The following is a 20,692-nucleotide window of genomic DNA, read 5'->3' as shown; positions in this document are numbered from 1 at the left end:
CTCAGGCGCCGGCCAGGTTGCGGGCCGGGGCGCGCTCCACCCGCACTTTCAGGGGCAGCCCGATGGCCTGCCACTGGCGCTCTTCCTCGTCGAGGACGGCGGCGGTAAGCGGCAGGTTGCGCAGCCAGTCGCTGTCGGCGATCAGCACGTGGCCGCGCCCTTCGCGCTTCAGGCGCAGGGGCGGCACGCCGCGCCCGTCCCGGGCCCGATGCACCACCGCCGACAGGCGCAGGCACAGGATGAGCCGCCACTCGGGGCTGTCCGGCCCGAGGGAGCTGACCCGCGACAGCTTGCCCCGGTGGGCGAGCACCATCCGCGCCAGCCGGCCCTGATCCATCCGCGAGAAGCCCGGCATGTCGGCGTTGCCCAGGATGTAGGCGCTGTGCTTGTGATAGCTGGAGTGGGCCACCGAGACCCCCACCTCGTGGAGCAGCGCGGCCCATTCGAGGAAGCGCCGGTCGACGTTCTCCTCGTCGGTGGCGGAGGGGTCGAGCTGGAGCAGGAAGGCCCGTGCGGTCTCGGCCACCTGACGGGCGTGGGCCCGATCGACGCCGTAGCGCTCGACGAAGGCCGACACGGTGGCATCGCGCAGATCGTGGTGGTGGTAGCGGCCCAGCAGGTCGTAGAGCACGCCCAGCCGCAGCGCGCCTTCCGAGAAGGTCATGCGCTCCAGGCCGAACTCCTGGAACACCGCCCACATGATCGAAAACCCGCCGGTGAGCACCGGCAGGCGATCCGGGCGCAGGCCTTCGAGCTGCAGGTTGTCGATGCTGCCGGCCTTGAGCATGGCGGTGCGCAGGCGCTCCAGCCCGGTGCGGGTGATGCCGCCATCCGAAAAACCGTTGAGTTCCAGGATATCCACCAGCGCCTTGGCCGAGCCGCTGGAACCCACCGCCTCGTCCCAGCCCACCTCGCGGTAGGCGTGGGAGATGGTCTGGATCTCCTTCTGGGCGGTGAGTTCGGCCTCGCGCAGGCCGCGCTTGTCGATGCGACCTTCCGGGAAGAAGCGCAGCGAGTAGCTCACGCAGCCCATGTAGAGCGACTCCAGCGCGATGGGCTCGAAGCTCTTGCCGATCACGAACTCGGTGGAGCCGCCGCCGATATCCACCACCAGCTGCTGCTTGTGGGGGTTGGGCAGCGTGTGGGCCACGCCCACGTAGATCAGCCGCGCCTCTTCGCGACCGGCGATGACTTCGATGGGAAAGCCCAGCGCGGCCTCGGCCTGAACCAGGAAGTGAGACGCGTTCTTGGCGACCCGCAGGGTGTTGGTGCCCACGGCACGGACGGCCTCGGGCGGGTAGTCGCGGATGCGCTCGTTGAAACAGCGCAGCGCGCTGATGCCACGAAACTGCGCGGCGGCATCGAGCATGCGGTCGGACGACAGGCCGGCGGCGAGGCGCACCGACTCCTTGATGCCATCGAGGGGATAGATCTGGTCATTCACGATCCGCCCGATCTGCAGGCGGAAGCTGTTGGAACCCAGATCGATGGCGGCGATCAATTCACGATTCATGAATCAGGCACAGACTGCGCCCCGGGGGCGCGGAAGCCAGGGATTCTAGCACCCGCGCGCCGCGCTTCCGCGCGCCGTCGACACAATGTCGAGGCTTGGCCAGGCTTCATCACGCGGTAACAAAATCGTCACATACTTGGCATTCAATCGGCCGATTCGTCAGGAGATTCCATGCGTCCAAACGCCACCGACCGCCAGTTCAGCCACGACCACTTCACCAACCGGGAGCTGTCCCTGCTCCAGTTCCAGCGTCGCGTCCTCGCCCAGGCCGCCGATCCCGCGGTGCCGCTGCTGGAGCGGCTGCGCTTCCTGTGCATCGTCTCGAGCAACCTGGACGAGTTCTTCGAGGTGCGGGTCGCCGGCGTGAAGGAGCAACTGCGGCTTGGCAGCGTGGCGCTCACCACCGACGGGCTCACCCCCGCCGCGCTCCACGCCCGCATCAGCCAGGAGGTGCACGGCCTCATCGGCGAACAATACGCCTTGCTCAACGACGTGATCCTGCCCGCGCTGGCCGACGAGGGCATCGTCTTCCTGCGTCGCAGCGTGTGGACCGACGCCCAGCACCTGTGGGCCCGCGATTACTTCATGCGCGAGGTGATGCCCATCCTCACGCCCATCGGGCTCGATCCGGCCCATCCCTTCCCGCGGGTGCTCAACAAGAGCCTCAACTTCGCGGTCGAACTCGAAGGCCGCGACGCCTTCGGGCGTAACTCCGGCGCCGCCATCGTCCAGGCGCCCCGCGCCCTGCCCCGGGTCATCCACCTGCCGAAGGCGCTCACCGGCGTCGACTACGGCTTCGTGTTCCTGTCGTCGCTGCTGCACGCCCACGTGGGCGAGCTGTTCGAGGGGATGAACGTGCTCGGCTGCTACCAGTTCCGGGTCACCCGCAACTCCGACATGTTCGTCGACGAAGAAGAGGTGAAGGATCTGCGCGCCACCCTCAAGGGCGAACTCCAGCAGCGCCACTTCGGCGACGCGGTGCGGCTCGAACTGGCCGACAACTGCTCGGACACCATGGCCTGCTTCCTGATGAAGCAGTTCGGGCTCGACCCCGCCGACGTGTATCGGGTGCCCGGCATGGTCAACCCGGTGCGTCTCAATCAGGTGCCCGACTGGGTGAACCGGCCCGACCTCAAGTACCGCCCTTTCCTTCCCGTGCGGCCGCGGGGCCTGGACAAGCGCGAAAACATCTTCACCGCCATCCACCGCCAGGACATCCTGCTGCACCACCCCTTCCAGAGCTTCGAGCCGGTGATCGAGTTGCTGAAGGCCGTCGCCGACGACCCGGCCGTGGTGTCGGTGAAGATGACCGTCTATCGCACCGGCACCGATTCGGTGCTGATGGAACACCTCATCCGCGCCGCCCAGAAGGGCAAGGAAGTCACCGTGGTGCTCGAACTGATGGCCCGCTTCGACGAGGAAGCCAACATCAGCTGGGCCGCCCGCCTCGAAGAGGTCGGCGCCCACGTGGTGTATGGCGTGTTCGGCTACAAGACCCACGCCAAGCTGCTGCTCGTGGTGCGCCGCGAGAACGGCAAGCTGCGCCGCTACGCGCACCTGGGCACCGGCAACTACCACCCGCGCACCACCCGCTTCTACACCGACTTCGGCCTCCTCACCGCCAACGACGAGATCGGCGCCGACGTGGCCGAGGTCTTCAAGCAGCTCACCGGGCTAGGCCAGGCCGGCAAGCTGCGCCACCTGTGGCAGGCACCCTTCACCCTGCAGCCCAACGTGGTGGCGGCGATCCGCGAGGAAGCCGAGATCGCCCGGGCCGGCCGCAAGGGGCGGATCATCGTCAAGGTGAACGCCCTGCTCGAACCCGAAACCATCGAAGCGCTCTACGAAGCCTCCCAGGCCGGGGTCGAGATAAGCGTCATCGCCCGCAGCGTGTGCGCCCTCAAACCCGGCGTGCCGGGGCTGTCCGAGAACATCAAGGTGCGCTCGGTGGTGGGGCGCTTCCTGGAGCACCACCGCATCTTCTACTTCCACGCCGACGGCGCCGAGAAGCTCTATCTTTCCAGCGCCGACTGGATGGAGCGCAACTTCTTCAAGCGCATCGAGGTGGCCTTCCCCATCCTCGACCCCAAAGTGAAACGGCGTGTGATGAAGGAGGGCCTGCGCCCCTACCTGGGCGACAACTGCCAGGCGTGGGAACTTGACGGCGACAACCACTATCGCCGCAAGAACCCCCGCACCACCCGCCGCGCGGCGCAGGAAATCCTGCTCAAGGAACTCAGCGGCGTGACAGCCGCCTGAACCCCTCGCACCGACGCCCCACGTCCGCCGGCCCGGCCGGTCGCGCGGGGGGCGGCCAGAGCCCGATGGTGATGTAGAATTCCGGCTCGATTCGTTCATCGATGGCCAAACCCATGCCCGTGTCCCGCCTCCGCATCGCCCCCGCCCCCCTTCTCGCCGGCAGCCTCGCCGCCCTGATGCTCTCCGCCTGCGGCGGCGGAGGCAGCGAGGGCGAAAGCGCCACCCCGGCGCCGACCGGACTCGCCGTTGCGGCGGGCGACGGTCAGGTCACGGTCACCTGGGATGACAACACCCGTTACCAATACTGGCTCTACTACGCCCCCAACCTGAGCTTCTCCACCGTCTCCGCGTGGAGCAAGATCACCGGCGCGCAGTCCAGGGTCGGCTACAACAACGACAAGGGCATCCGGCCGCCGACGGTCGTCACCGGCCTCACCAATGGCACCCCCTACTACTTCGCGATGAACGGCCGCGACGACGGTGGCAAGGGCGGCCCGCTCTCGGCCATCCACTCGGCCACCCCGCGCGCCTCCGGCGACACCTGGCCGGCCGGCGGCACCTTCACCGGCAGCCCCACCCTGCGCAGCCTCGCCCTGGGTGTCGACAGCAGCGACTCCACCAGCGACTACGTCGCCGTCGGCGATGGCGGCGCGATCTACTCCGCCCCGGCCTACACCAGCACCACAGCCCTCGAGTGGACCGCCAAGGCCACCCTCGGCACTCAGCTCAACGGCGTGATCTACACCCTCAGCAAGTACGTCACCGTAGGCGCCGACGGCAAGACCTGGTACTCCACCAACCCCACCACCTGGACCGCCGGCACCGTAAGCGACGCCGGCACCGCCAACCTCAACGCGCTGGCCAGCAGCGGCGCCACCCTGGTGGCGGTGGGCGACAACGGCCGCATCGTCCGCTCCACCGACGGCCAGAGCTGGACCCCCGCCGCCTCGGTGCCGGCCGGCACCCCCAACCTCTACGGCGTCGCCTACTCCGCCAAGGGCCAGTGGATCGCCGTAGGCGCCAACTGCACCGTGCTCACCAGCACCGACGGCAACACCTGGGCCACCCAGGCCGTCACCCTCAGCGGCGCCGGCTGCACCGACCTGCGCAGCGTCGACACCGTCGCCGTCACCACCAACAACGTCACCGCCTACTACTTCGCAGCCGTGGGCACCGGGGCCAGCGGCGGCGCCGTCGTGGTGAGCAGCGACGGCAGCACCTTCACCCAGCTGGCCGACGTGGGCAGCGCGCCGCTCTACGCGGTCGCCGCCTCCGCCGACGGCCGCTTCGCCGCAGTGGGCGCCAGCAACGCGATCTACATCGCCACCGCCATCGACACCTGGGTTGCCCCCACCACCAAGCCGACGCCGGGCGCCACCCTTTACGGCATCGCCCGCGCCAACGCCACCTACACCGCCGTCGGCGCGAGCGGCACCAGCATCTACTCGTACTGAGCACTGCCTACGCAACACCCATTCATCACCGGCAAAAAGTGGAGCGGCTCCCCGGAGCCGGCTCCACTTTGTCCTTCTGAAGCCAGCGCCATGTCCGTCGATCCCTCCTCCGCCAACGCCAGCCTCCTCGGCCGCTCCCTCGCCGCCGTGTGGCATCCCTGCACCCAGATGAAACACCACGAGCAGCTCCCGCTGGTGCCCATCAAGCGGGGCCACGGCGCCTGGCTCTACGACATGGACGGCCGCCGCTACCTGGACGGGATCAGCTCCTGGTGGGTCAACCTCTTCGGCCACGCCAACCCGCGCATCGGCAACGCCCTGAAGGCGCAGCTCGACCAGCTCGAACACGTGATGCTCGCCGGCTTCACCCACGAGCCGGTGGTCGAACTCTCCGAGCGCCTCGCCGCCCTCACCCATCACCGGCTCGGCCACGCCTTCTACGCCTCCGACGGCGCCTCGGCCACCGAGATCGCCCTCAAGATGAGCGCCCATTACTGGCGCAACCACGGCGAGCCCGGCAAGAACCGCTTCGTCAGCCTGGCCGGCAGCTACCACGGCGAAACCGTCGGCGCGCTCGCCGTCACCGATGTCGCCATCTTCCGCGACGCCTACGCCCCGCTGGTGCGCGCCGGCAGCTGCGTGCCCAGCCCCGACGCCCGCCACGCGGCCCCCGGCGAGAGCGCAGTCGATGTAGCCCGCCGCGCCGCCGCCGCCCTCGACGCCCACCTGGCCGAACACGCCTTTGAAACCGCCGCGCTGATCGTCGAGCCGCTCATCCAGTGCGCCTCCGGCATGGCGATGTACGACCCGGAATACCTGCGCCTCGCCCGCGAGATCTGCACCCGCCACCGGGTACATCTGGTGGCCGACGAGATCGCCGTCGGCTGCGGCCGCACCGGCAGCTTCTTCGCCTGCGAGCAGGCCGGCATCTGGCCGGATTTCATCTGCCTCTCCAAGGGCATCTCCGGCGGCTACCTGCCGCTCTCCATCGTGCTCGCCACCGACGACGTCTTCGCCGCCTTCTACGACGACGACACCGCCCGCGGCTTCCTGCACTCCCACAGCTACACCGGCAACCCGCTGGCCTGCCGGGCGGCGCTGGCCACCCTCGACATCTTCGCCCAGGACGAGGTGCTCGCCGCCAACCGGCGCAAGGCCGAACGCCTGGGCGCCGCCTTCCAGGCCGCGGTGGGCAGCCACCCCGCCGTACGCCACCTGCGCCAGCGCGGCATGATCCTCGCCTTCGACGTGGCAGGCGCCCCAGCCGGCTTCGCCCGCCGCTTCTTCACCGAAGCCCTCTCCCGCGAGCTGCTCCTGCGCCCCATCGGCAACACGGTTTACACCATGCCGCCCTACATCCTCAGCGACGCCGAACTCGACCACCTCGCCAGCCAGACCGCCGCCGCCCTGGAGGCCAGCCTTGTCTGAGCCCATCGACCCGCTCCTCGAACTCTCCGCCGGCCTCGCCGATCTCGACGAAGCCGGCCTGCGCCGCCGCCGCCGGGTCGTCACCACCCCCTGCGCGCCGGTCGCCGGGCTGGCCGACCGACCCGACCCGGTCATCGCCTTCTGCGCCAACGACTACCTCGGCCTCGCCGCCGAACCCACCCTCGCCGCCGCCGCCGCCGCCGGCGCCCAGGCCTGGGGCGTCGGCTCCGGTGCGTCGCACCTGGTGAGCGGCCACTACGCCGTCCACGACGAACTCGAAACGCGCCTCGCCCGCTTCGTCGGCATGGACGACGCGCTCTTTTTCTCAACCGGCTACATGGCCAACATCGGCGTGATGCCGGCCCTCGTCGGGCGGGGCGACGCCATCTTCGCCGACAAGGTCAATCACGCCTCGCTGGTGGATGGCGCCCTCCTCTCCCGCGCCGACCTCATCCGCTACCCCCACTGCGACCTCGCCGCCCTCGCCGCCCGCCTTGCGGCCTCCACCGCCCCGCGCAAGCTCATCGTCACCGACAGCGTGTTCAGCATGGACGGCGACCTCGCCCCGCTGCCCGAACTCCTCGCCCTGGCCGAAGCCCACAAAGCCTGGCTGCTGGTAGACGACGCCCACGGCTTTGGCGTGCTCGGCCCGCAAGGCCGGGGTAGCATCGCCCATTTTGGGCTTTCTTCGCCACGCCTCATCTACATGGGCACCCTCGGCAAAGCCGCCGGTGTATCGGGTGCCTTCGTCGCCGGCCAGCGGGATGTCATCGAGTGGCTGGTGAGCAAGAGCCGCAGCTACATCTTCACCACCGGCGCCCCCCCGCTCATCGCCCACACCCTGCTCAGCGCGCTGGATCTGATCGAACACGGCGACGCCCGACGCGCCCACCTCAACGCCCTGATCGCCCGCTTCAAGGCCGGCCTGCGCCTCACCCGCTGGCAGCTCCTGCCCTCCGACACCCCGATCCAGCCGGTAGTCATCGGCGACAACCACGAGACCCTCGCCGTCTCCCGCGCCCTCGACGCCGAAGGGCTGTGGGTGCCGGCCATCCGTCCGCCCACGGTGCCCAAGGGCGCAGCGCGGCTGCGCATCACCCTGTCGGCGGCCCACCGCTTCGATCAGGTGGATCGCCTCGTCGCCACCCTCAACCGCCTCGAAAGCAGCCGGCCATGAGCCCCCCCATCGTCCTGCTCCACGGCTGGGGCCTGTCGTCGGCGGTGTGGGCGCCCCTCACCGCGCAGTTGAGCCCCCAGCTCGCACTCCACGCCCCCGACCTCCCCGGCCACGGCGACGCCCCCATCGCCGGCGACACCCTCGCCGACTGGGCCGACGCCCTGCTCCCCGCCTTGCCCGACGGCGCCACCGTCGTCGGCTGGTCCCTCGGCGCCCAGCTCGCCCTGCACCTCGCCGCCCACGCGCCGCGCAAGGTCGCCCGCCTGGTGCTGATCGGCGCCAGCCCGCGCTTCGTCGCCGCCGACGACTGGCCCAACGCGATGCCCGTCGACACCCTCACCGAATTCCGGCGCAGCTTCGACCTCGACCCCGCCGCCACCCAGCGCCGCTTCATCGCCCTGCAAGCCCTGGGCGACGCCGCCCGGCGCGAGGTGTCGGCCACCCTCACCGCCGCCCTCACCCCCGCCGACGCCAGCCACCAGCCGGCGCTCGCCACCGGCCTGCGCCTGCTCGCCGACACCGACCTGCGCCCCCTCGTCGGCCACATCGCCCAGCCGGTGCGCCTCCTCCACGGCAGCGCAGACACGCTGATGCCCGTCGCCGCCGCCGAATGGCTGGCCGACCACCTGCCCAACGGCCGCCTGTCGGTCTTCCAGCACAGCGGTCACGCGCCCTTCGCATCGCGCCCGGCCGACTGCGCCACCCTCCTCGAAAGCTTCATCCGTGACTGACGCCCCGGCCCCCAAACGCGCCGTCCGGGCCGCCTTCGACAAGGCCGCCGACGCCTACGACGCCGTCGCCACCGTCCAGCGCGCCGCCTGCGACCGGCTCCTCGCCCTCGCCACCGGCCAGCCCTCCGCCCCCCGCCGCATCCTCGACGCCGGCTGCGGCACCGGCTACGCCCTCGCCGGCCTCGCCCGCGCCTACCCGGCCGCCACCCTGTTCGCCCTCGACTTCGCCCCGGCGATGCTACGCCGTCACCCACCCGGCCTCGCCCTGCCCGTCTGCGCCGATCTCGAAAACCTGCCCATCGCCGACGCCAGCCTCGACGCCCTGTGGTCCAGCTACGCGCTCCAGTGGTGCAACCCGCGCCGCGCCCTGCCCGAACTCGCCCGCGCCCTCGCCCCGGGCGGGCGGCTGTGGATCGCCACCCTCGGCCCCGGCACGCTCACCGAACTGCGCGACGCCTTCCGCCACGTGGACGACGACGAGCACGTGCTGCGCTTCCAGCCCCCCGAAGTGGTGGCAGACGCCGCCGAATCCGCCGGCCTGCGGGTGCTCGACAGCGACCGGGACACCCTCCACGCCTGGGCCCCCGATCTGCGCAGCCTGCTCACCGACATCAAGACCCTGGGCGCCCACCAGACCGGCGCCCCGCGCCGCCGCGCGCCCCTGGGCAAATCCGCCTGGGCCCGCCTCTCCGCCGCCTACGAAGCCCACCGGGGCCCGGACGGCCTGCCCGCGTCCTACGACACCTTCTGGCTCGTCGCCGAGAAAACCTGAAACCCAAAATGAGCGCCTACTTCATCACCGGCACCGACACCGAGATCGGCAAGACCTTCGTCACCTGCACCCTGCTCCACGCCGCCCGCGACCGCGGCCTCACCGCCCTGGGCATGAAACCCATCGCCGCCGGCGCCGAAAGGGTGAACGGCGAGTTCCTCAACGAAGACGCCGCCCGCATCCGCGCCGCCTGCAGCTTCGACCCGGGCCTCGCGCTGCTCAACCCCTACTGTCTGGCCAGCCCCATCGCCCCGCACATCGCTGCCGCCGAAGAAGGCGTGACGCTCGACACCAGCCGCATCCTCGACGCGTTCGAAACGCTCAGGGCCAAGGCCGATCTGGTGTTGGTGGAAGGGGTCGGGGGCTTCCGCGTGCCCCTGTCGGACAACTACGACACCGCCGATCTGGCCCGCGACCTGGGCCTGCCGGTGATCGTGGTGGTGGGCATGCGCCTGGGCTGCATCAACCACGCCCTGCTCACCGTCGAGGCGGTGGCAGCCCGGGGGCTGACGATTGCCGGCTGGGTGGCCAACCAGGTCGATCCGGCCATGCTGCGTTTCGATCAGAACCTCGACGCCCTCACGGCCCGCATGCCGGCGCCGCTGCTGGGGGTGGTGCGTTTCCAGCCCGACGGCAACGCCGCCGCGGCTGCCGCCGACCTGCGCCTGCCCTTACCGGCCTGACGCGCGCCGCTGGCGCAGCTGCTCGAACAGGCACACGCCCGCCGCCACGCCCACGTTGAGGGACTCCATGCCCCCCGGCATCGGGATCAGCACCCGGCCGGTCGCAAGCCCCGCCACCGCCGCCGACAGGCCCTGCCCCTCCGAACCGAACAGCCAGGCCACCGGCCCGCGCAGGTCCAGGTCGTAAAGCTCGACCGAATCCCGCAGGTCGGCCGCGAGGATCTGGCCCGGATACCCGGCAAGCGCCGCGGCCACGTCCACGCCCTCCCGGATCGCCAACCCGAAATGGGCACCCATCGCCGCCCGCAGCACGCGGGGCGCCCAGGCCTGGGCACAGCCCGGCGTGAGGAGCACCTCCGGCACCCCGGCCGCCGCCGCCGTGCGCAGGATGGTGCCCAGGTTGCCCGGGTCCTGCACGCCGTCAAGCACCACGCAGCTGCCCAAGGGCCCCGCGCCAGTGGGCTGGGCGGGGATCGCCATCGTCGCCAGCACCCCGCTGGGTGCATCCACGGGACTCACGTGGGCAAACAGGCGGTCAGGCAGCTCGACGCAGATCTCCGGCGGGCACGCCGCCAGCAGCGCCGCGATCTCCGGCTGCCGCCGCCCGCTCTCGCTCACCGCCACCCACCGCAGCCCAGCCCCCCGCGCCAGCGCCACCTCCAGCAGGTGAGCGCCGTCGAGCAGCGTCTCGCCGCTGGCGCGCCGGTCCCGCGCCGACGTGGCAAGGGCGTGGAGGTGCTTGACGGTCGGGTTGTCCCGGGAGGTGAGTTGCTTCACGGTTCAGAAGGCCAGACCAAGGGTGGCGAGCGCCACCGTGAGCGCGCCGAGAATCAGGTTGAGGGTGACCCGCTGGCGGATCGCGTTCATCGCCTTGGCGCCCTGCGCCCAGCTGGTTTCACTCACCGCCTGCTGCAGCCCCCGCCAGGGCCCGAACCAGATGCTGGCAAACACCGCGGCCATCGCCAGCCCGATGGCGGCCATCCCGTGCCACGAGCGCGGCGCCTGGGCAAAACCCACTTCGAGCAGCATCGCAAAGCCGCTCACCACGATGGCCCCGATCGCCACCCAGACGATCCGGAAGAAACGCCCGAGCACGCGGCTCCACAGCCCGAGCCGCTCGGCCGGCGGCAACTCCAGCGCCGCCGGGCGCAGGCAGAAGTGGGCGAAGGCCATCCCGCCGATCCACACGATCACGCCGGCCAGATGGATGAACAGCATCAGGTGGTGGAGCTTCATGCGCAGTCCTCGTCGGTCCAGAGGGGCGGGTTGGCGATCACATCGCGCACCGGCCCGAAGCTCTTGCGGTAGATCTCGCAGGCGCCATGGGCGCGCAGCGCGGCCAGATGTGCCGGCGTGGGATAGCCCTTGTGGCCGGCCAACCCATATTGGGGATAGCGCTGGTCGAGGTCGCGCAGCAGCGCATCCCGCGCCGTCTTGGCGAGGATGGACGCCGCAGAGATCTCGGGCACCAGGGCGTCGCCCTTCACGATGGCCTCGCAGGGCACGGCCAGTTGCGGGCAGCGGTTGCCATCCACCTGAGCCCGGGTCGGCGCGGGCTTGAGCCCCGCCACCGCCCGCTGCATGGCGAGCATCGAGGCGTGGAGGATGTTCAGCCGGTCGATCTCTTCCACGCTGGCCTCGGCCACGCACCAGGCCAGCGCCTTCTCGCGGATCTCGGCAGCCAGCGCGACGCGGCGCTTCTCGGAGAGCTTTTTGGAATCGGCCAGCCCGACGATGGGCCGGGCCGGATCGAGGATCACCGCCGCCGCCACCACCGGACCGCACAGGGGGCCACGGCCGGCTTCATCGACGCCGCACAGGCGGTCCATCAGGCGTGCCCGCGCAGGTAAGGCAGGATCGCCGCGGCGGCCTTGTCGGCGGTGTTCTGGCGCAGCTGGAGGTGCATGTCGGTGAAGACCTCGCCCAGCTCGGCAGCGCGCGCCTTGTCGGTGAGCCAGCCATCGAGGGCATCGGCCAGCGCCTGGGGCGTTGCGGCATCCTGCAGCACCTCGGGCACCACCTCCCGGTTGGCCAGCACGTTGGGCAGGCCGACCCACGGCAGGTAGGCCATGCGCTTCATCAGCCGGAACGACCACTTGCCGATCTTGTAGGTGATGACCATCGGCCGCTTGAGGAGCGCGGCTTCGAGGGTGGCGGTGCCGCTCGCCACCAGCACCACGTCGGCGGCGATCATCGCGTCGGTGGCGTGGCCGAACAGGATGCGGATGGGCAGATCGACATGGGCGTGGCGCCGCAGCGCCTCCTCGAACAGCAGGCGCGTCTCGCGGGTGGCCAGCGGCACCAGGAAGCGCGCGTCGGGATGGCGCTCGTGGAGGATCGCCGCGGTGGCGATGTAGGTGTCGGCGAGGTTGCGCAGCTCGGACTGGCGGCTGCCCGGCAAGAGCGCGAACACCGGGCCGTCGCCGCTGATCTGCAGCATCTCCCGGGCGCCGGCGCGATCCGGCTTGAGGGGAAAGACATCCGCCAGCGGATGGCCAACGTAGCTCACCGGCACGCCGGCCGCCCGGTAGAGTTCTGGCTCAAACGGAAACAGGCACAGCATGTGGCTCACCGCCCGGGCGATGCCCTTCAGCCGCCCCTTTCGCCAGGCCCAGATGGACGGGCTGACGAAGTGGATCGCCGGGACGCCCTTGTCCTTCAGGCGGCGCTCCAGCCACAGGCTGAAATCCGGCGCATCCACACCGATGAAGGCCGCCGGCCGATCGGCCAGCAGCCGGCTCAAAAGGCTGCGGCGGATGCCGGAGAGCTCGCGATAATTCTTGAGGGCGTCCACATAGCCGTGGACCGAGAGCTTCTCGGCCGGCCACCAGGCCTTGAAGCCCTCGGCCTGCATCTTGGGGCCGCCGATGCCGAAGAACTCGGCATCGGGGAGATGGCGCTTGAGCGCCCGGATCAGGTGGCTGGCGAGGAGGTCGCTGGAGGCCTCGCCCGCCACCATGGCGATGCGCACAACCATGGATCAGCGAACGATGCCACGCCCGGAATCGGCGATGAAGTCGGAGAACTGCTGCAGCTCGGGCGCCGACGCAGCCGCTTCGGCAATCTGCCGGCGGGCCTCGTCGAGGGTGAGGCCGTTGCGATACAGCGTCTTGTAGGCGCGCTTGATGGCGGCGATGCCCTCGGCGCTGAAACCGCGACGCTTGAGGCCTTCACTGTTGATCCCGTGGGGCGACGCGGGGTTGCCGGACACCGTGACAAACGGCGGCAGATCCTGCAGCAGCACCGTGCCCACACCGCAGAAGCTGTGAGCGCCGACGCGGACGAACTGGTGCACGCCGGTGAAGCCACCGAGGATCGCCCAGTCGCCCACCGTGACGTGGCCGGCCAGCGTCGCGTTGTTGGCGAAGATGGTGTTGTCGCCGACCATGCAGTCGTGGGCCACGTGCACGTAGGCCATGATCCAGTTGTTGTTGCCAACGCGGGTCAGGCCGCCGTCCTGCACCGTGCCGGTGGAGAAGCTGCAGAACTCGCGAATCGTGTTGCCGTCACCGATCTCGAGCCGCGTGGGCTCGGCAGCGTACTTCTTGTCCTGGGGCTCGGAGCCGATGGAGCAGAACTGGAAGATCCGGTTGTCGCGACCGATCTTGGTGTGTCCTTCGACGACCACGTGCGGGCCGATCCAAGAGCCTTCACCGATCTCGACGTGCTCGCCAATGATCGAATAGGCCCCCACCTGCACGCCTTCGGCGAGGCGGGCACCGGGATGGACAATGGCAGTCGGGTGAATCGTCATCGCTTGATCGCGCACATGAATTCGGCTTCGGTCGCCACTTCGCCGTCGACGCGGGCGACCCCCTTGAACTTCCAGATGTTGCGGATCGTCCGGACGATCTCCGCTTCGAGCATCAGCTGATCGCCGGGCACCACCGGGCGCTTGAAGCGCACGTTATCCACGGAGGCGAAATAGACCATCGCGTCGGGGTCGGGGATCGAGCCTTCGGTCTTGAACGCCAGCACCGCCGCCGCCTGGGCCAGCGCTTCGATGATGAGCACGCCAGGCATCACCGGGCTGTGGGGAAAGTGGCCGGGGAAGAACGGCTCGTTCACCGTGACGTTCTTGAGGCCGACGACGCGCTTGCCCTCTTCCAGTTCGACGATGCGATCCACCAGCAGGAACGGGTAGCGGTGGGGGATGTACTTCTTGATCTCGTTGATGTCGATGATGCTCATTGTTCTTGCTCCCTCATGATTCCTTGGCGCCGAGCTTCTTCTCGAGTTCGCGCAGCCGCTCGGCCATCGCGTCGAGCCGACGCAGATGGGAGAAATTCCTGACCCAGTCCGCGTGGGACTGCAGGGGGAGCATCGACGTGTAGACGCCGGGCTTGTCGATGCTCTTGGTAACGTTGGTGTCGGCGGAGACGGTCACGTCGTCGGCCACCGACAGGTGCCCCGAGAAACCCGCCTTGCCGCCCACCATGACCCGCTTGCCGACCTCGGTGCTGCCGGCCAGGCCCGCCATTGCCGCCATGATCGAGTCGTCGCCCACCCGGCAGTTGTGGGCCACGTGGATGAGATTGTCGAGCTTCACGCCGTTGCCGATCACGGTGTCGTCGAGGGCGCCGCGGTCGATGGTGGTGTTGGCCCCGATCTCCACGTCGTCGCCGACGATGACCCGGCCGATCTGGGGGATCTTCACCCAGTGCTTGTCCGCATCCCGGGCGAAACCCAGGCCGTCGGCCCCGATCACCGCACCCGAATGAATGATCGCGCGGGCGCCGATGGCACAGTTGTCGTAGATCTTCACTCCCGCGTGGAGGAGCGAACCGGCGCCAAGCCGAACGCCATCTCCCAGCACACAGCCGGGACCGATGATGCAGTCTTCACCGATCTCGCAGCCCTCGCCGATCACCGCCTGGGGCGCCACCGATACCGACGCCGGCAGCTCGGAAGCCACTACCGCCGACGGGTGCACACCGGCCACCGGCCGCTTCGGCGGGTTGAAAAGCTGTGCCGCGCGGGCGAAGTAGAGATAAGGATCGGGCGTGAGGATGCGGGTCCGATCCGTGAGGCCGGCAGCCTTGGGCGACAGGATGAAGGCCGACGCGCGGCTCTCCGCCAGGGCACCGACCAGCTTCGGGTTCGAGAGAAAGGCAATCTCGCCGGGCCCGGCGGCTTCGAGGGAGGCTATCTGCCGAACGCGCACCGTCGCGTCGCCAACCAGTTCGCCACCCAGCCGGGCGACCAGCTCACCAAGGGTGATTTCCATCGGTGAGCGCTTACTTGGCTTCGGTCAGCGCCTTGATCACCTTGTCGGTGATGTCGATACGCGGACTGGCGTAGACGGCTTCCTGGAAGATGATGTCGTACTTCTCGGCCTCGGCGATCTGCTTGATCGTCTTGTTGGCGCGATCGAGCACCCCGGCGAGTTCCTCGTTGCGGCGCTGGTTCAGGTCTTCGCGGAACTCACGCTGCTTGCGCTGGAAATCGCGGTTGAGTTCGTTGAACTCCCGCTCCTTGTTGCGCCGCTCGCCTTCGGCCATGGTCATGCCGTTCTTCTCGAGGTTCTCCTGCATGCCCTGGAGCTGCTTGGCGATCCGCTGCAGATCCTGGTCGCGCTTCTCGAATTCCTTCTCGAGCTTCTGCTGGGCGCGCTTGGCCGGCGGCGCTTCCTTCATGACGCGGTCGGAGTTGACGAAGCCAACCCGCACCTCGGCGAGCGCCGTCTGAGCAAAGGCCGCGAGCAGAAGCGCCGCGAGCGTGGATAAACCGATACCTTTCACCTGAAACCTCCATCTGCACCCGATACGGCTGCGATCAGAACACCGTACCCAACTGGAACTGGAATTTTTGCGTCTTGTCCCCTTCCTGCTTCTTCAGGGCCTGGCCAAGACTGAACTTGAGCGGACCAACCGGCGAACTCCAGCTGAACGCCAACCCGGCACTGTACCGCAAATCCGACGCCTGGACCTTGTCGTCCGCGCCCCAGACATAGCCGGCATCCCCGAAGAGCGACAGGCGCATCGACTTGTCCTTGCCACCGGGCATCGGGAAATAATACTCCACGTTGCCAACCACCCGACGGTTGCCGCCGAGGGCCCGGACATAACCGTTGCTGTCGGTGTAGCGCGGGCCCAGGGTGCTCTGCTGGTAGCCTCGCACCGAGCCGATACCGCCCGCGTAGAAATTCTTGTAGAACGGCAGCTCCTTGCCATCGTAGCCGTGGGCGTAGCCGACGTCGCCGTTGAGCATCAGCGCGTAGCCACCGCCGAAGGGAATCCAGTACTGGTGCTGGTAGCTGCCCCGGAAGTAGCGCATGTCCAGGGCCGGCGTGGCCACCTCCATCGACGCCCGCTGGTAGACACCGGACGTGGGATACAGGAAGCTGTCGCGGCGATCCCGCGCCCAACCGGCCGTCGCCACCAGGCTCCGGGCGGTGTCCCCGAAGGTATTGACGAAGTTGATGTAAGGCGGCGGGCTGGTATCGAAGACCTTGATGGAGGTCTGATCCACCGCGAGACCGAAGTTGATCCGGTCGTCCTCGGCAATCGGATAGCCGAAACGCAGGCCCGCACCGATGGACGAGGACTTGTAGGTGGCGACGGAGAGCGAGGTGGGGTCCACGTTCCGCTGGTAGATGTCCCAACCCAGGCTGATACCGTCGATGGTCCAGTAGGGGTTGGTGAAGGACAGCGCCACCGTCTTGTTGATGCGGCCGGTGTTGACCTGCAGGGTCATCGCGTTGCCGGTGCCGAAGAGGTTCTGCTGGGCGATCGAGCCTGACAGGATCACCTTTTCGGCGCTGGAGAAGCCCGCGCCCAGCATCAGGTTGCCAGTGGCCCGCTCCTTGACGCTGAAGTTGGCGTCCACCTGATCGGTCGAGCCCGGCACCGCCGGCGTCTCGATGGTCACGTCCTCGAAATAGCCGAGGCGGTCAAGGCGAGCCTTCGAGCGATTGATCGCGGCACCGTCGTACCAGGCGCCTTCCATCTGGCGGATCTCTCGCCGGATCACCTCGTCGCGGGTACGGGCGTTGCCGGAGAAGTTGATCTTGCGCACATAAACGCGCCGCCCGGGATCGACGAAGAAGGTGAAGGCGACCTCGCGCTTCTGCTTGTCCACTTCCGGCGCCGCATTCACGTTGGCAAAGGCGTAGCCGTCGTTGCCGAGGCGGTCGGAGATCGCCTTGGTGGTGGCCGTCACGGAATCCCGCACGAAGGTATCCCCAGCCTTCAGCTTGACGAGCTTCTGGAGCTCCGCTTCGGGCACGGGCATGGTGCCGGCGAGCTTGACGTCCGAGACAGTGTACTTCTCCCCCTCGCTGATGCTGAGGGTGATGTAGATGTCCTTCTTGTCGGGCGTGATCGAAACCTGGGTCGACTCGATGGTGAAATCCAGGTAACCGCGGTTGAGGTAGAAAGAGCGCAGGGCTTCGATGTCGCCGGACAGCTTGGGCTTGGAATATTGATCGCTCTTCGAGAACCAGGTGAACCAGCCCGGCGTGGTGAGCGAGAACAGCTCGACCAGCTCCTTCTCCTTGAAGGCCTTGTTGCCGATGATGCTGATCTGGCGGATCTTGGCGGCCTCGCCCTCCACCACGTTGAAATTGACGCCAACCCGGTTACGTTCGAGCGGGGTGACGGTGGTGGTGATCTGGACGCCGTACAAGCCCTTGGCGAGATACTGGCGCTTGAGTTCCTGCTCGGCGCGCTCAAGTACGGCCCGGTCGAAGATGCGGGATTCGGCAAGGCCAACTTCCTTCAGGCCCTTCTTGAGGGCGTCCTTCTCGAATTCCTTGGTGCCGACGAAGTCGATCTGCGAGATGGCGGGCCGCTCGTCCACCAGCACGATGATCACATCGCTCTCGACTTCGATCCGCACATCCTTGAAGAAGCCGGTGGCGAACAGCGACTTGATCGCCTGGGCGGCCTTGTCTTCCGAGAAGCGCTCGCCCACCTTCACCGGAAGATAGCTGAACACCGTCCCGGCTTCGGTCCGCTGGATCCCTTCAACGCGAATGTCTTTGACAACGAATGGCTCGAAAGCCAAGGCGGGCGAGGCAGCGAAAAGCGCGGCGATCACCCCGGAGAGGAGCGTGGATTTCATCCGATTTCAGCTAGCAACAAGGCGGTTGATGTCGTTGTAGAAGGCAAAAGCCATTAGCGCCGCCAGCAGAGCCATTCCAATCTGCTGTCCGATTTCCATGACGCGTTCGGAAACCGGGCCGCCCTTGATGATCTCTATCACATAATACAGCAAGTGCCCGCCATCGAGCACGGGCACCGGCAGCAGATTGAGGACCCCAAGGCTGATGCTGATGAGCGCCAGAAACTTGATGTAATGGGCCCAGCCCATGCGGGCCGACTGGCCGGCAAAGTCGGCAATCGTCACGGGCCCGCTGAGGTTCTTGACCGACACCTCGCCCACGAGCATGCGCCCGAGCACCGAGAGGCTCATCGTCGCGGTCTCCCAGGTCTGGCCCACGCCCTTGCCCAGCGCCTCGCCCAGGCCGTACCGGACGGTGACGAACATCAGTTCGCGCTGCCCTTCGGCGTCCGCCATCGCCACGCCGATCCGCCCGATCGTTCGGCCGTTCTCTTCGACCGCACGCGGCACCAGCGTCACCACCACGGTCTCATCGCCGCGCAGCACGGCCACTTCAAGGGCCTGACCGGCGGCGTCGCGCACACCGGCAACCAGGTCCGACCAGGATTCGATCGCGCGCCCACCGATCCGCACCACCCGATCCCCGGTACGGAGGCCGGCGCTGGCGGCGGCGCCGTCGGCGCTCAGCTGCCCCAGCACCGGCGGCAGCTTCGGGCGGTAGAGACGCAGCCCGAGCTGGCTGGCCACGTCATTCTGGGCCTGATCCACATCCACGCTGGCGAGATCCAGCTTGCGGAAAGAAATCTCGTTGTGGACATTGATGGTCTCGACGGTCACCGCGCGATGCTCAAGCGCGTCGTTGAGCAGATGCCAGCGAAACTCGGTCCAGGTCTGAACGGCATCGCCATTTACCGAACGCACCAGTTCCCCTTCCTGGAAGCCTGCTTGGGCCGCCTGACTGTCGGCCTGCGGCGCGCCGACCCGCGCCCGCAGCTCCTCCACACCGCCGGTGTAGAGGCCCCAGTACAACGCGATCGCCAACACGAAATTGGCGAGCGGTCCGGCCGCCACGATGGCGATCCGCCGCCAGACCGACTGACGGTTGAAGGCGCGATGCAGTTCGTTGGCGGGGACCGGCGCCTCCCGCTCGTCGAGCATCTTGACGTAACCGCCAAGGGGAAAGGCCGACAAGGCCCATTCGGTCTGGTCCGCCCCGAGACGCCGGACGAACAGGAGCTTGCCGAACCCCAGGGAGAAGCGCAGCACCTTCACGCCGCACAAGCGCGCAACCAGATAGTGGCCGAACTCGTGGACGAGAATCAGCACACCGAGGGCGACCACGAACGGAAGGATGTAGTCGAGCAGATTCACTGCACGCCCCCTTCAAGCTGGAACTGCATGGACAACCGCGCTCCGGTCACGAGCGATACCGACCCACGAACTCAGCGGCAACCTGTCTGGCCTGACGATCCGCGTCAAACACGACCTCGAGGGATTCCGCCACCTGCGGAGCGATCTTGTCGAGGGTCGCTTCGATCACGCTGGCGATGCGATCGAAACGCAGCCCACCTTCGAGGAAATCCGCCACCGCCACCTCGTTGGCGGCATTGAGCACGGCCGGCGCGACACCGCTTTCCTTCAGCGCCCGGTAGGCCAGCGCGAGACAGGGAAAACGCTCGAGATCGGGGCGCTCGAAATTGAGCTGGCCGACTGCAAACAGATCGAGTGGCCTCACCCCGGCGTCGACCCGCTCCGGGTAGGCCATCGCATGGGCGATGGGGGTGCGCATGTCAGGGTTGCCAAGCTGCGCCAGCACGGAGCCATCCACGTAGGCCACCATCGAGTGGATCACGCTCTCGGGGTGGATCACCACCTCGATCCGCTCGGCCGGCGCACCGAACAACCAGTGAGCCTCGATGACCTCGAGGCCCTTGTTCATCATGGTGGCGGAGTCGACGGAGATCTTGCGACCCATGACCCAGTTGGGGTGCGCGCAGGCCATCTCGGGCGTGACCCCGGCCAACTCCTCCACGGGCTTGCGACGGAACGGACCGCCCGATGCCGTGAGGAGGATGCGGGTGACCTCGGCGCCATCCACTCCCTGCCGAAAACCGGCGGGCAGGGCCTGAAAGATCGCGTTGTGCTCGCTGTCGATGGGCAGGAGGGTGGCGCCGTTGGCGGCGACCTCGTGCATGAAGAGCGCGCCGGACATCACCAGCGCCTCCTTGTTGGCCAGCAGGATGCGCTTGCCCGCACGGGCGGCGGCGAGGGTGGGCACAAGCCCCGCAGCACCGACGATGGCCGCCATCACCATGTCCACCTCCGGAGCGGCAGCCACCGCCACCAGCGAAGCCGCGCCGGACAGCACCTCGGTACAGCAGCCAGCGGCGTCGAGACGGCACTGCAGGGCCTGTGCATCTTCGGCCCGATCGAGCACCGCGTACGCCGGCCGGTGCTGCAGACACTGTTCGTAGAGCTTGTCCACCTGCCGGTGGGCGGTGAGGGCAAAGACGCCATAACGCCCCGGGTGACGAGCGACCACATCGAGGGTGCTGACACCAATCGACCCGGTCGCACCGAGGACGGTGATGAACTTTCTTTCGGAAATCAT

19 protein-coding genes are annotated in these 20,692 nt (G+C 68.3%); 7 read left to right on the top strand and 12 right to left on the bottom strand.

Going from position 1 to position 20,692, the window contains the following annotated elements; genetic code table 11:
• Position 1: 1 nt before the first annotated feature.
• Positions 2–1,513 carry an exopolyphosphatase gene (ppx, locus tag ACE3N6_RS03285; RefSeq protein ID WP_374243739.1) on the bottom strand — a complete coding sequence of 504 codons (1,512 nt, stop codon included), beginning with the start codon at positions 1,511–1,513 and terminating at the stop codon, positions 2–4.
• A 171-nt stretch (positions 1,514–1,684) separates the two neighbouring features.
• On the opposite strand from ppx, the gene ppk1 reads away from it, so the two are divergent.
• The 7 genes from ppk1 to bioD all read left to right on the top strand — a co-directional run bounded on the left by ppk1 (position 1,685) and on the right by bioD (position 10,017).
• The gene (gene ppk1 / locus ACE3N6_RS03280) at positions 1,685–3,772 is read left to right on the top strand and encodes a polyphosphate kinase 1 (protein WP_374243738.1); all 2,088 of its coding nucleotides are present in this window, start codon (positions 1,685–1,687) and stop codon (positions 3,770–3,772) included.
• Positions 3,773–3,885: 113 nt separating this feature from the next.
• Positions 3,886–5,226 (top strand): hypothetical protein, encoded by a 1,341-nt coding sequence (locus tag ACE3N6_RS03275; protein WP_374243737.1) that lies wholly within the window; start codon positions 3,886–3,888, stop codon positions 5,224–5,226.
• Between the two features lie 90 nt (positions 5,227–5,316).
• Positions 5,317–6,654, top strand: coding sequence for an adenosylmethionine--8-amino-7-oxononanoate transaminase (locus ACE3N6_RS03270; RefSeq protein ID WP_374243736.1), 1,338 nt, complete (start codon positions 5,317–5,319; stop codon positions 6,652–6,654).
• Positions 6,647–7,831, top strand: coding sequence for an 8-amino-7-oxononanoate synthase (gene bioF, locus ACE3N6_RS03265; RefSeq protein WP_374243735.1), 1,185 nt, complete (start codon positions 6,647–6,649; stop codon positions 7,829–7,831). The genes ACE3N6_RS03270 and bioF overlap by 8 nt, the downstream gene beginning before the upstream one ends.
• Entirely contained in the window at positions 7,828–8,562 is a 735-nt protein-coding gene (locus ACE3N6_RS03260) for an alpha/beta fold hydrolase (RefSeq protein WP_374243733.1), read from the top strand. Before bioF ends, ACE3N6_RS03260 begins: the two co-directional genes overlap by 4 nt.
• Positions 8,555–9,334: a methyltransferase domain-containing protein gene (locus ACE3N6_RS03255; protein ID WP_374243732.1), complete on the top strand. Its 780-nt coding sequence runs from the start codon at positions 8,555–8,557 to the stop codon at positions 9,332–9,334. The genes ACE3N6_RS03260 and ACE3N6_RS03255 overlap by 8 nt, the downstream gene beginning before the upstream one ends.
• Before the next feature lie 8 nt (positions 9,335–9,342).
• Positions 9,343–10,017, top strand: a complete 675-nt coding sequence (bioD, locus tag ACE3N6_RS03250) for a dethiobiotin synthase (RefSeq protein WP_374243731.1) — start codon at positions 9,343–9,345, stop codon at positions 10,015–10,017.
• Here bioD and ACE3N6_RS03245 read toward each other — a convergent pair.
• The 11 genes from ACE3N6_RS03245 to ispC are packed head-to-tail and all read right to left on the bottom strand — an operon-like array spanning position 10,006 to position 20,692.
• Positions 10,006–10,794, bottom strand: coding sequence for a TrmH family RNA methyltransferase (locus tag ACE3N6_RS03245; protein WP_374243730.1), 789 nt, complete (start codon positions 10,792–10,794; stop codon positions 10,006–10,008). The genes bioD and ACE3N6_RS03245 overlap by 12 nt on opposite strands.
• A gap of 3 nt (positions 10,795–10,797) precedes the next feature.
• Complete coding sequence (locus ACE3N6_RS03240) at positions 10,798–11,253, bottom strand: CopD family protein (protein ID WP_374243729.1); 456 nt, start codon at positions 11,251–11,253, stop codon at positions 10,798–10,800.
• A complete protein-coding gene (gene rnhB / locus ACE3N6_RS03235) occupies positions 11,250–11,846 on the bottom strand; it encodes a ribonuclease HII (protein ID WP_374243728.1) in 597 nt (198 codons plus the stop codon). Before rnhB ends, ACE3N6_RS03240 begins: the two co-directional genes overlap by 4 nt.
• Positions 11,846–12,994 (bottom strand): lipid-A-disaccharide synthase, encoded by a 1,149-nt coding sequence (gene lpxB / locus ACE3N6_RS03230; RefSeq protein ID WP_374243727.1) that lies wholly within the window; start codon positions 12,992–12,994, stop codon positions 11,846–11,848. Before lpxB ends, rnhB begins: the two co-directional genes overlap by 1 nt.
• Positions 12,995–12,997: 3 nt before the next feature.
• On the bottom strand, positions 12,998–13,771 hold the full coding sequence (gene lpxA / locus ACE3N6_RS03225) for an acyl-ACP--UDP-N-acetylglucosamine O-acyltransferase (RefSeq protein WP_374243726.1): 774 nt from the start codon (positions 13,769–13,771) through the stop codon (positions 12,998–13,000).
• Entirely contained in the window at positions 13,768–14,202 is a 435-nt protein-coding gene (fabZ, locus tag ACE3N6_RS03220; protein ID WP_374243750.1) for a 3-hydroxyacyl-ACP dehydratase FabZ, read from the bottom strand. Before fabZ ends, lpxA begins: the two co-directional genes overlap by 4 nt.
• Before the next feature lie 19 nt (positions 14,203–14,221).
• Entirely contained in the window at positions 14,222–15,244 is a 1,023-nt protein-coding gene (lpxD, locus tag ACE3N6_RS03215) for a UDP-3-O-(3-hydroxymyristoyl)glucosamine N-acyltransferase (protein WP_374243725.1), read from the bottom strand.
• A gap of 10 nt (positions 15,245–15,254) precedes the next feature.
• Entirely contained in the window at positions 15,255–15,758 is a 504-nt protein-coding gene (locus ACE3N6_RS03210; protein WP_374243724.1) for an OmpH family outer membrane protein, read from the bottom strand.
• A 34-nt stretch (positions 15,759–15,792) separates the two neighbouring features.
• The gene (gene bamA / locus ACE3N6_RS03205) at positions 15,793–18,081 is read right to left on the bottom strand and encodes an outer membrane protein assembly factor BamA (RefSeq protein ID WP_374243723.1); all 2,289 of its coding nucleotides are present in this window, start codon (positions 18,079–18,081) and stop codon (positions 15,793–15,795) included.
• Positions 18,082–18,087: 6 nt separating this feature from the next.
• Entirely contained in the window at positions 18,088–19,452 is a 1,365-nt protein-coding gene (gene rseP / locus ACE3N6_RS03200; protein WP_374243722.1) for an RIP metalloprotease RseP, read from the bottom strand.
• A 46-nt stretch (positions 19,453–19,498) separates the two neighbouring features.
• The gene (gene ispC / locus ACE3N6_RS03195) at positions 19,499–20,692 is read right to left on the bottom strand and encodes a 1-deoxy-D-xylulose-5-phosphate reductoisomerase (protein ID WP_374243721.1); all 1,194 of its coding nucleotides are present in this window, start codon (positions 20,690–20,692) and stop codon (positions 19,499–19,501) included.

This window comes from Zoogloea sp. (assembly GCF_041904905.1).
Taxonomy (GTDB): Bacteria; Pseudomonadota; Gammaproteobacteria; order Burkholderiales; family Rhodocyclaceae; genus Zoogloea.
The sequence above is the reverse complement of the archived record's forward strand: the minus strand, read 5'-3'. Positions and strand labels throughout refer to the sequence as shown.

Bases quoted from the DNA above. Each gene is read 5' to 3' on its own strand.
- lpxB (WP_374243727.1), bottom strand. From the start codon at position 12,994: ATGGTTGTGCGCATCGCCATGGTGGCGGGCGAGGCCTCCAGCGACCTC.
- ppk1 (WP_374243738.1), top strand. From the start codon at position 1,685: ATGCGTCCAAACGCCACCGACCGCCAGTTCAGCCACGACCACTTCACC.
- rnhB (WP_374243728.1), bottom strand. From the start codon at position 11,846: ATGGACCGCCTGTGCGGCGTCGATGAAGCCGGCCGTGGCCCCCTGTGC.
- bioD (WP_374243731.1), top strand. From the start codon at position 9,343: ATGAGCGCCTACTTCATCACCGGCACCGACACCGAGATCGGCAAGACC.
- ppx (WP_374243739.1), bottom strand. From the start codon at position 1,513: ATGAATCGTGAATTGATCGCCGCCATCGATCTGGGTTCCAACAGCTTC.
- ACE3N6_RS03270 (WP_374243736.1), top strand. From the start codon at position 5,317: ATGTCCGTCGATCCCTCCTCCGCCAACGCCAGCCTCCTCGGCCGCTCC.
- ACE3N6_RS03240 (WP_374243729.1), bottom strand. From the start codon at position 11,253: ATGAAGCTCCACCACCTGATGCTGTTCATCCATCTGGCCGGCGTGATC.
- ispC (WP_374243721.1), bottom strand. From the start codon at position 20,692: ATGATTTCCGAAAGAAAGTTCATCACCGTCCTCGGTGCGACCGGGTCG.
- lpxD (WP_374243725.1), bottom strand. From the start codon at position 15,244: ATGGAAATCACCCTTGGTGAGCTGGTCGCCCGGCTGGGTGGCGAACTG.
- bamA (WP_374243723.1), bottom strand. From the start codon at position 18,081: ATGAAATCCACGCTCCTCTCCGGGGTGATCGCCGCGCTTTTCGCTGCC.
- ACE3N6_RS03260 (WP_374243733.1), top strand. From the start codon at position 7,828: ATGAGCCCCCCCATCGTCCTGCTCCACGGCTGGGGCCTGTCGTCGGCG.
- lpxA (WP_374243726.1), bottom strand. From the start codon at position 13,771: ATGACGATTCACCCGACTGCCATTGTCCATCCCGGTGCCCGCCTCGCC.
- ACE3N6_RS03275 (WP_374243737.1), top strand. From the start codon at position 3,886: ATGCCCGTGTCCCGCCTCCGCATCGCCCCCGCCCCCCTTCTCGCCGGC.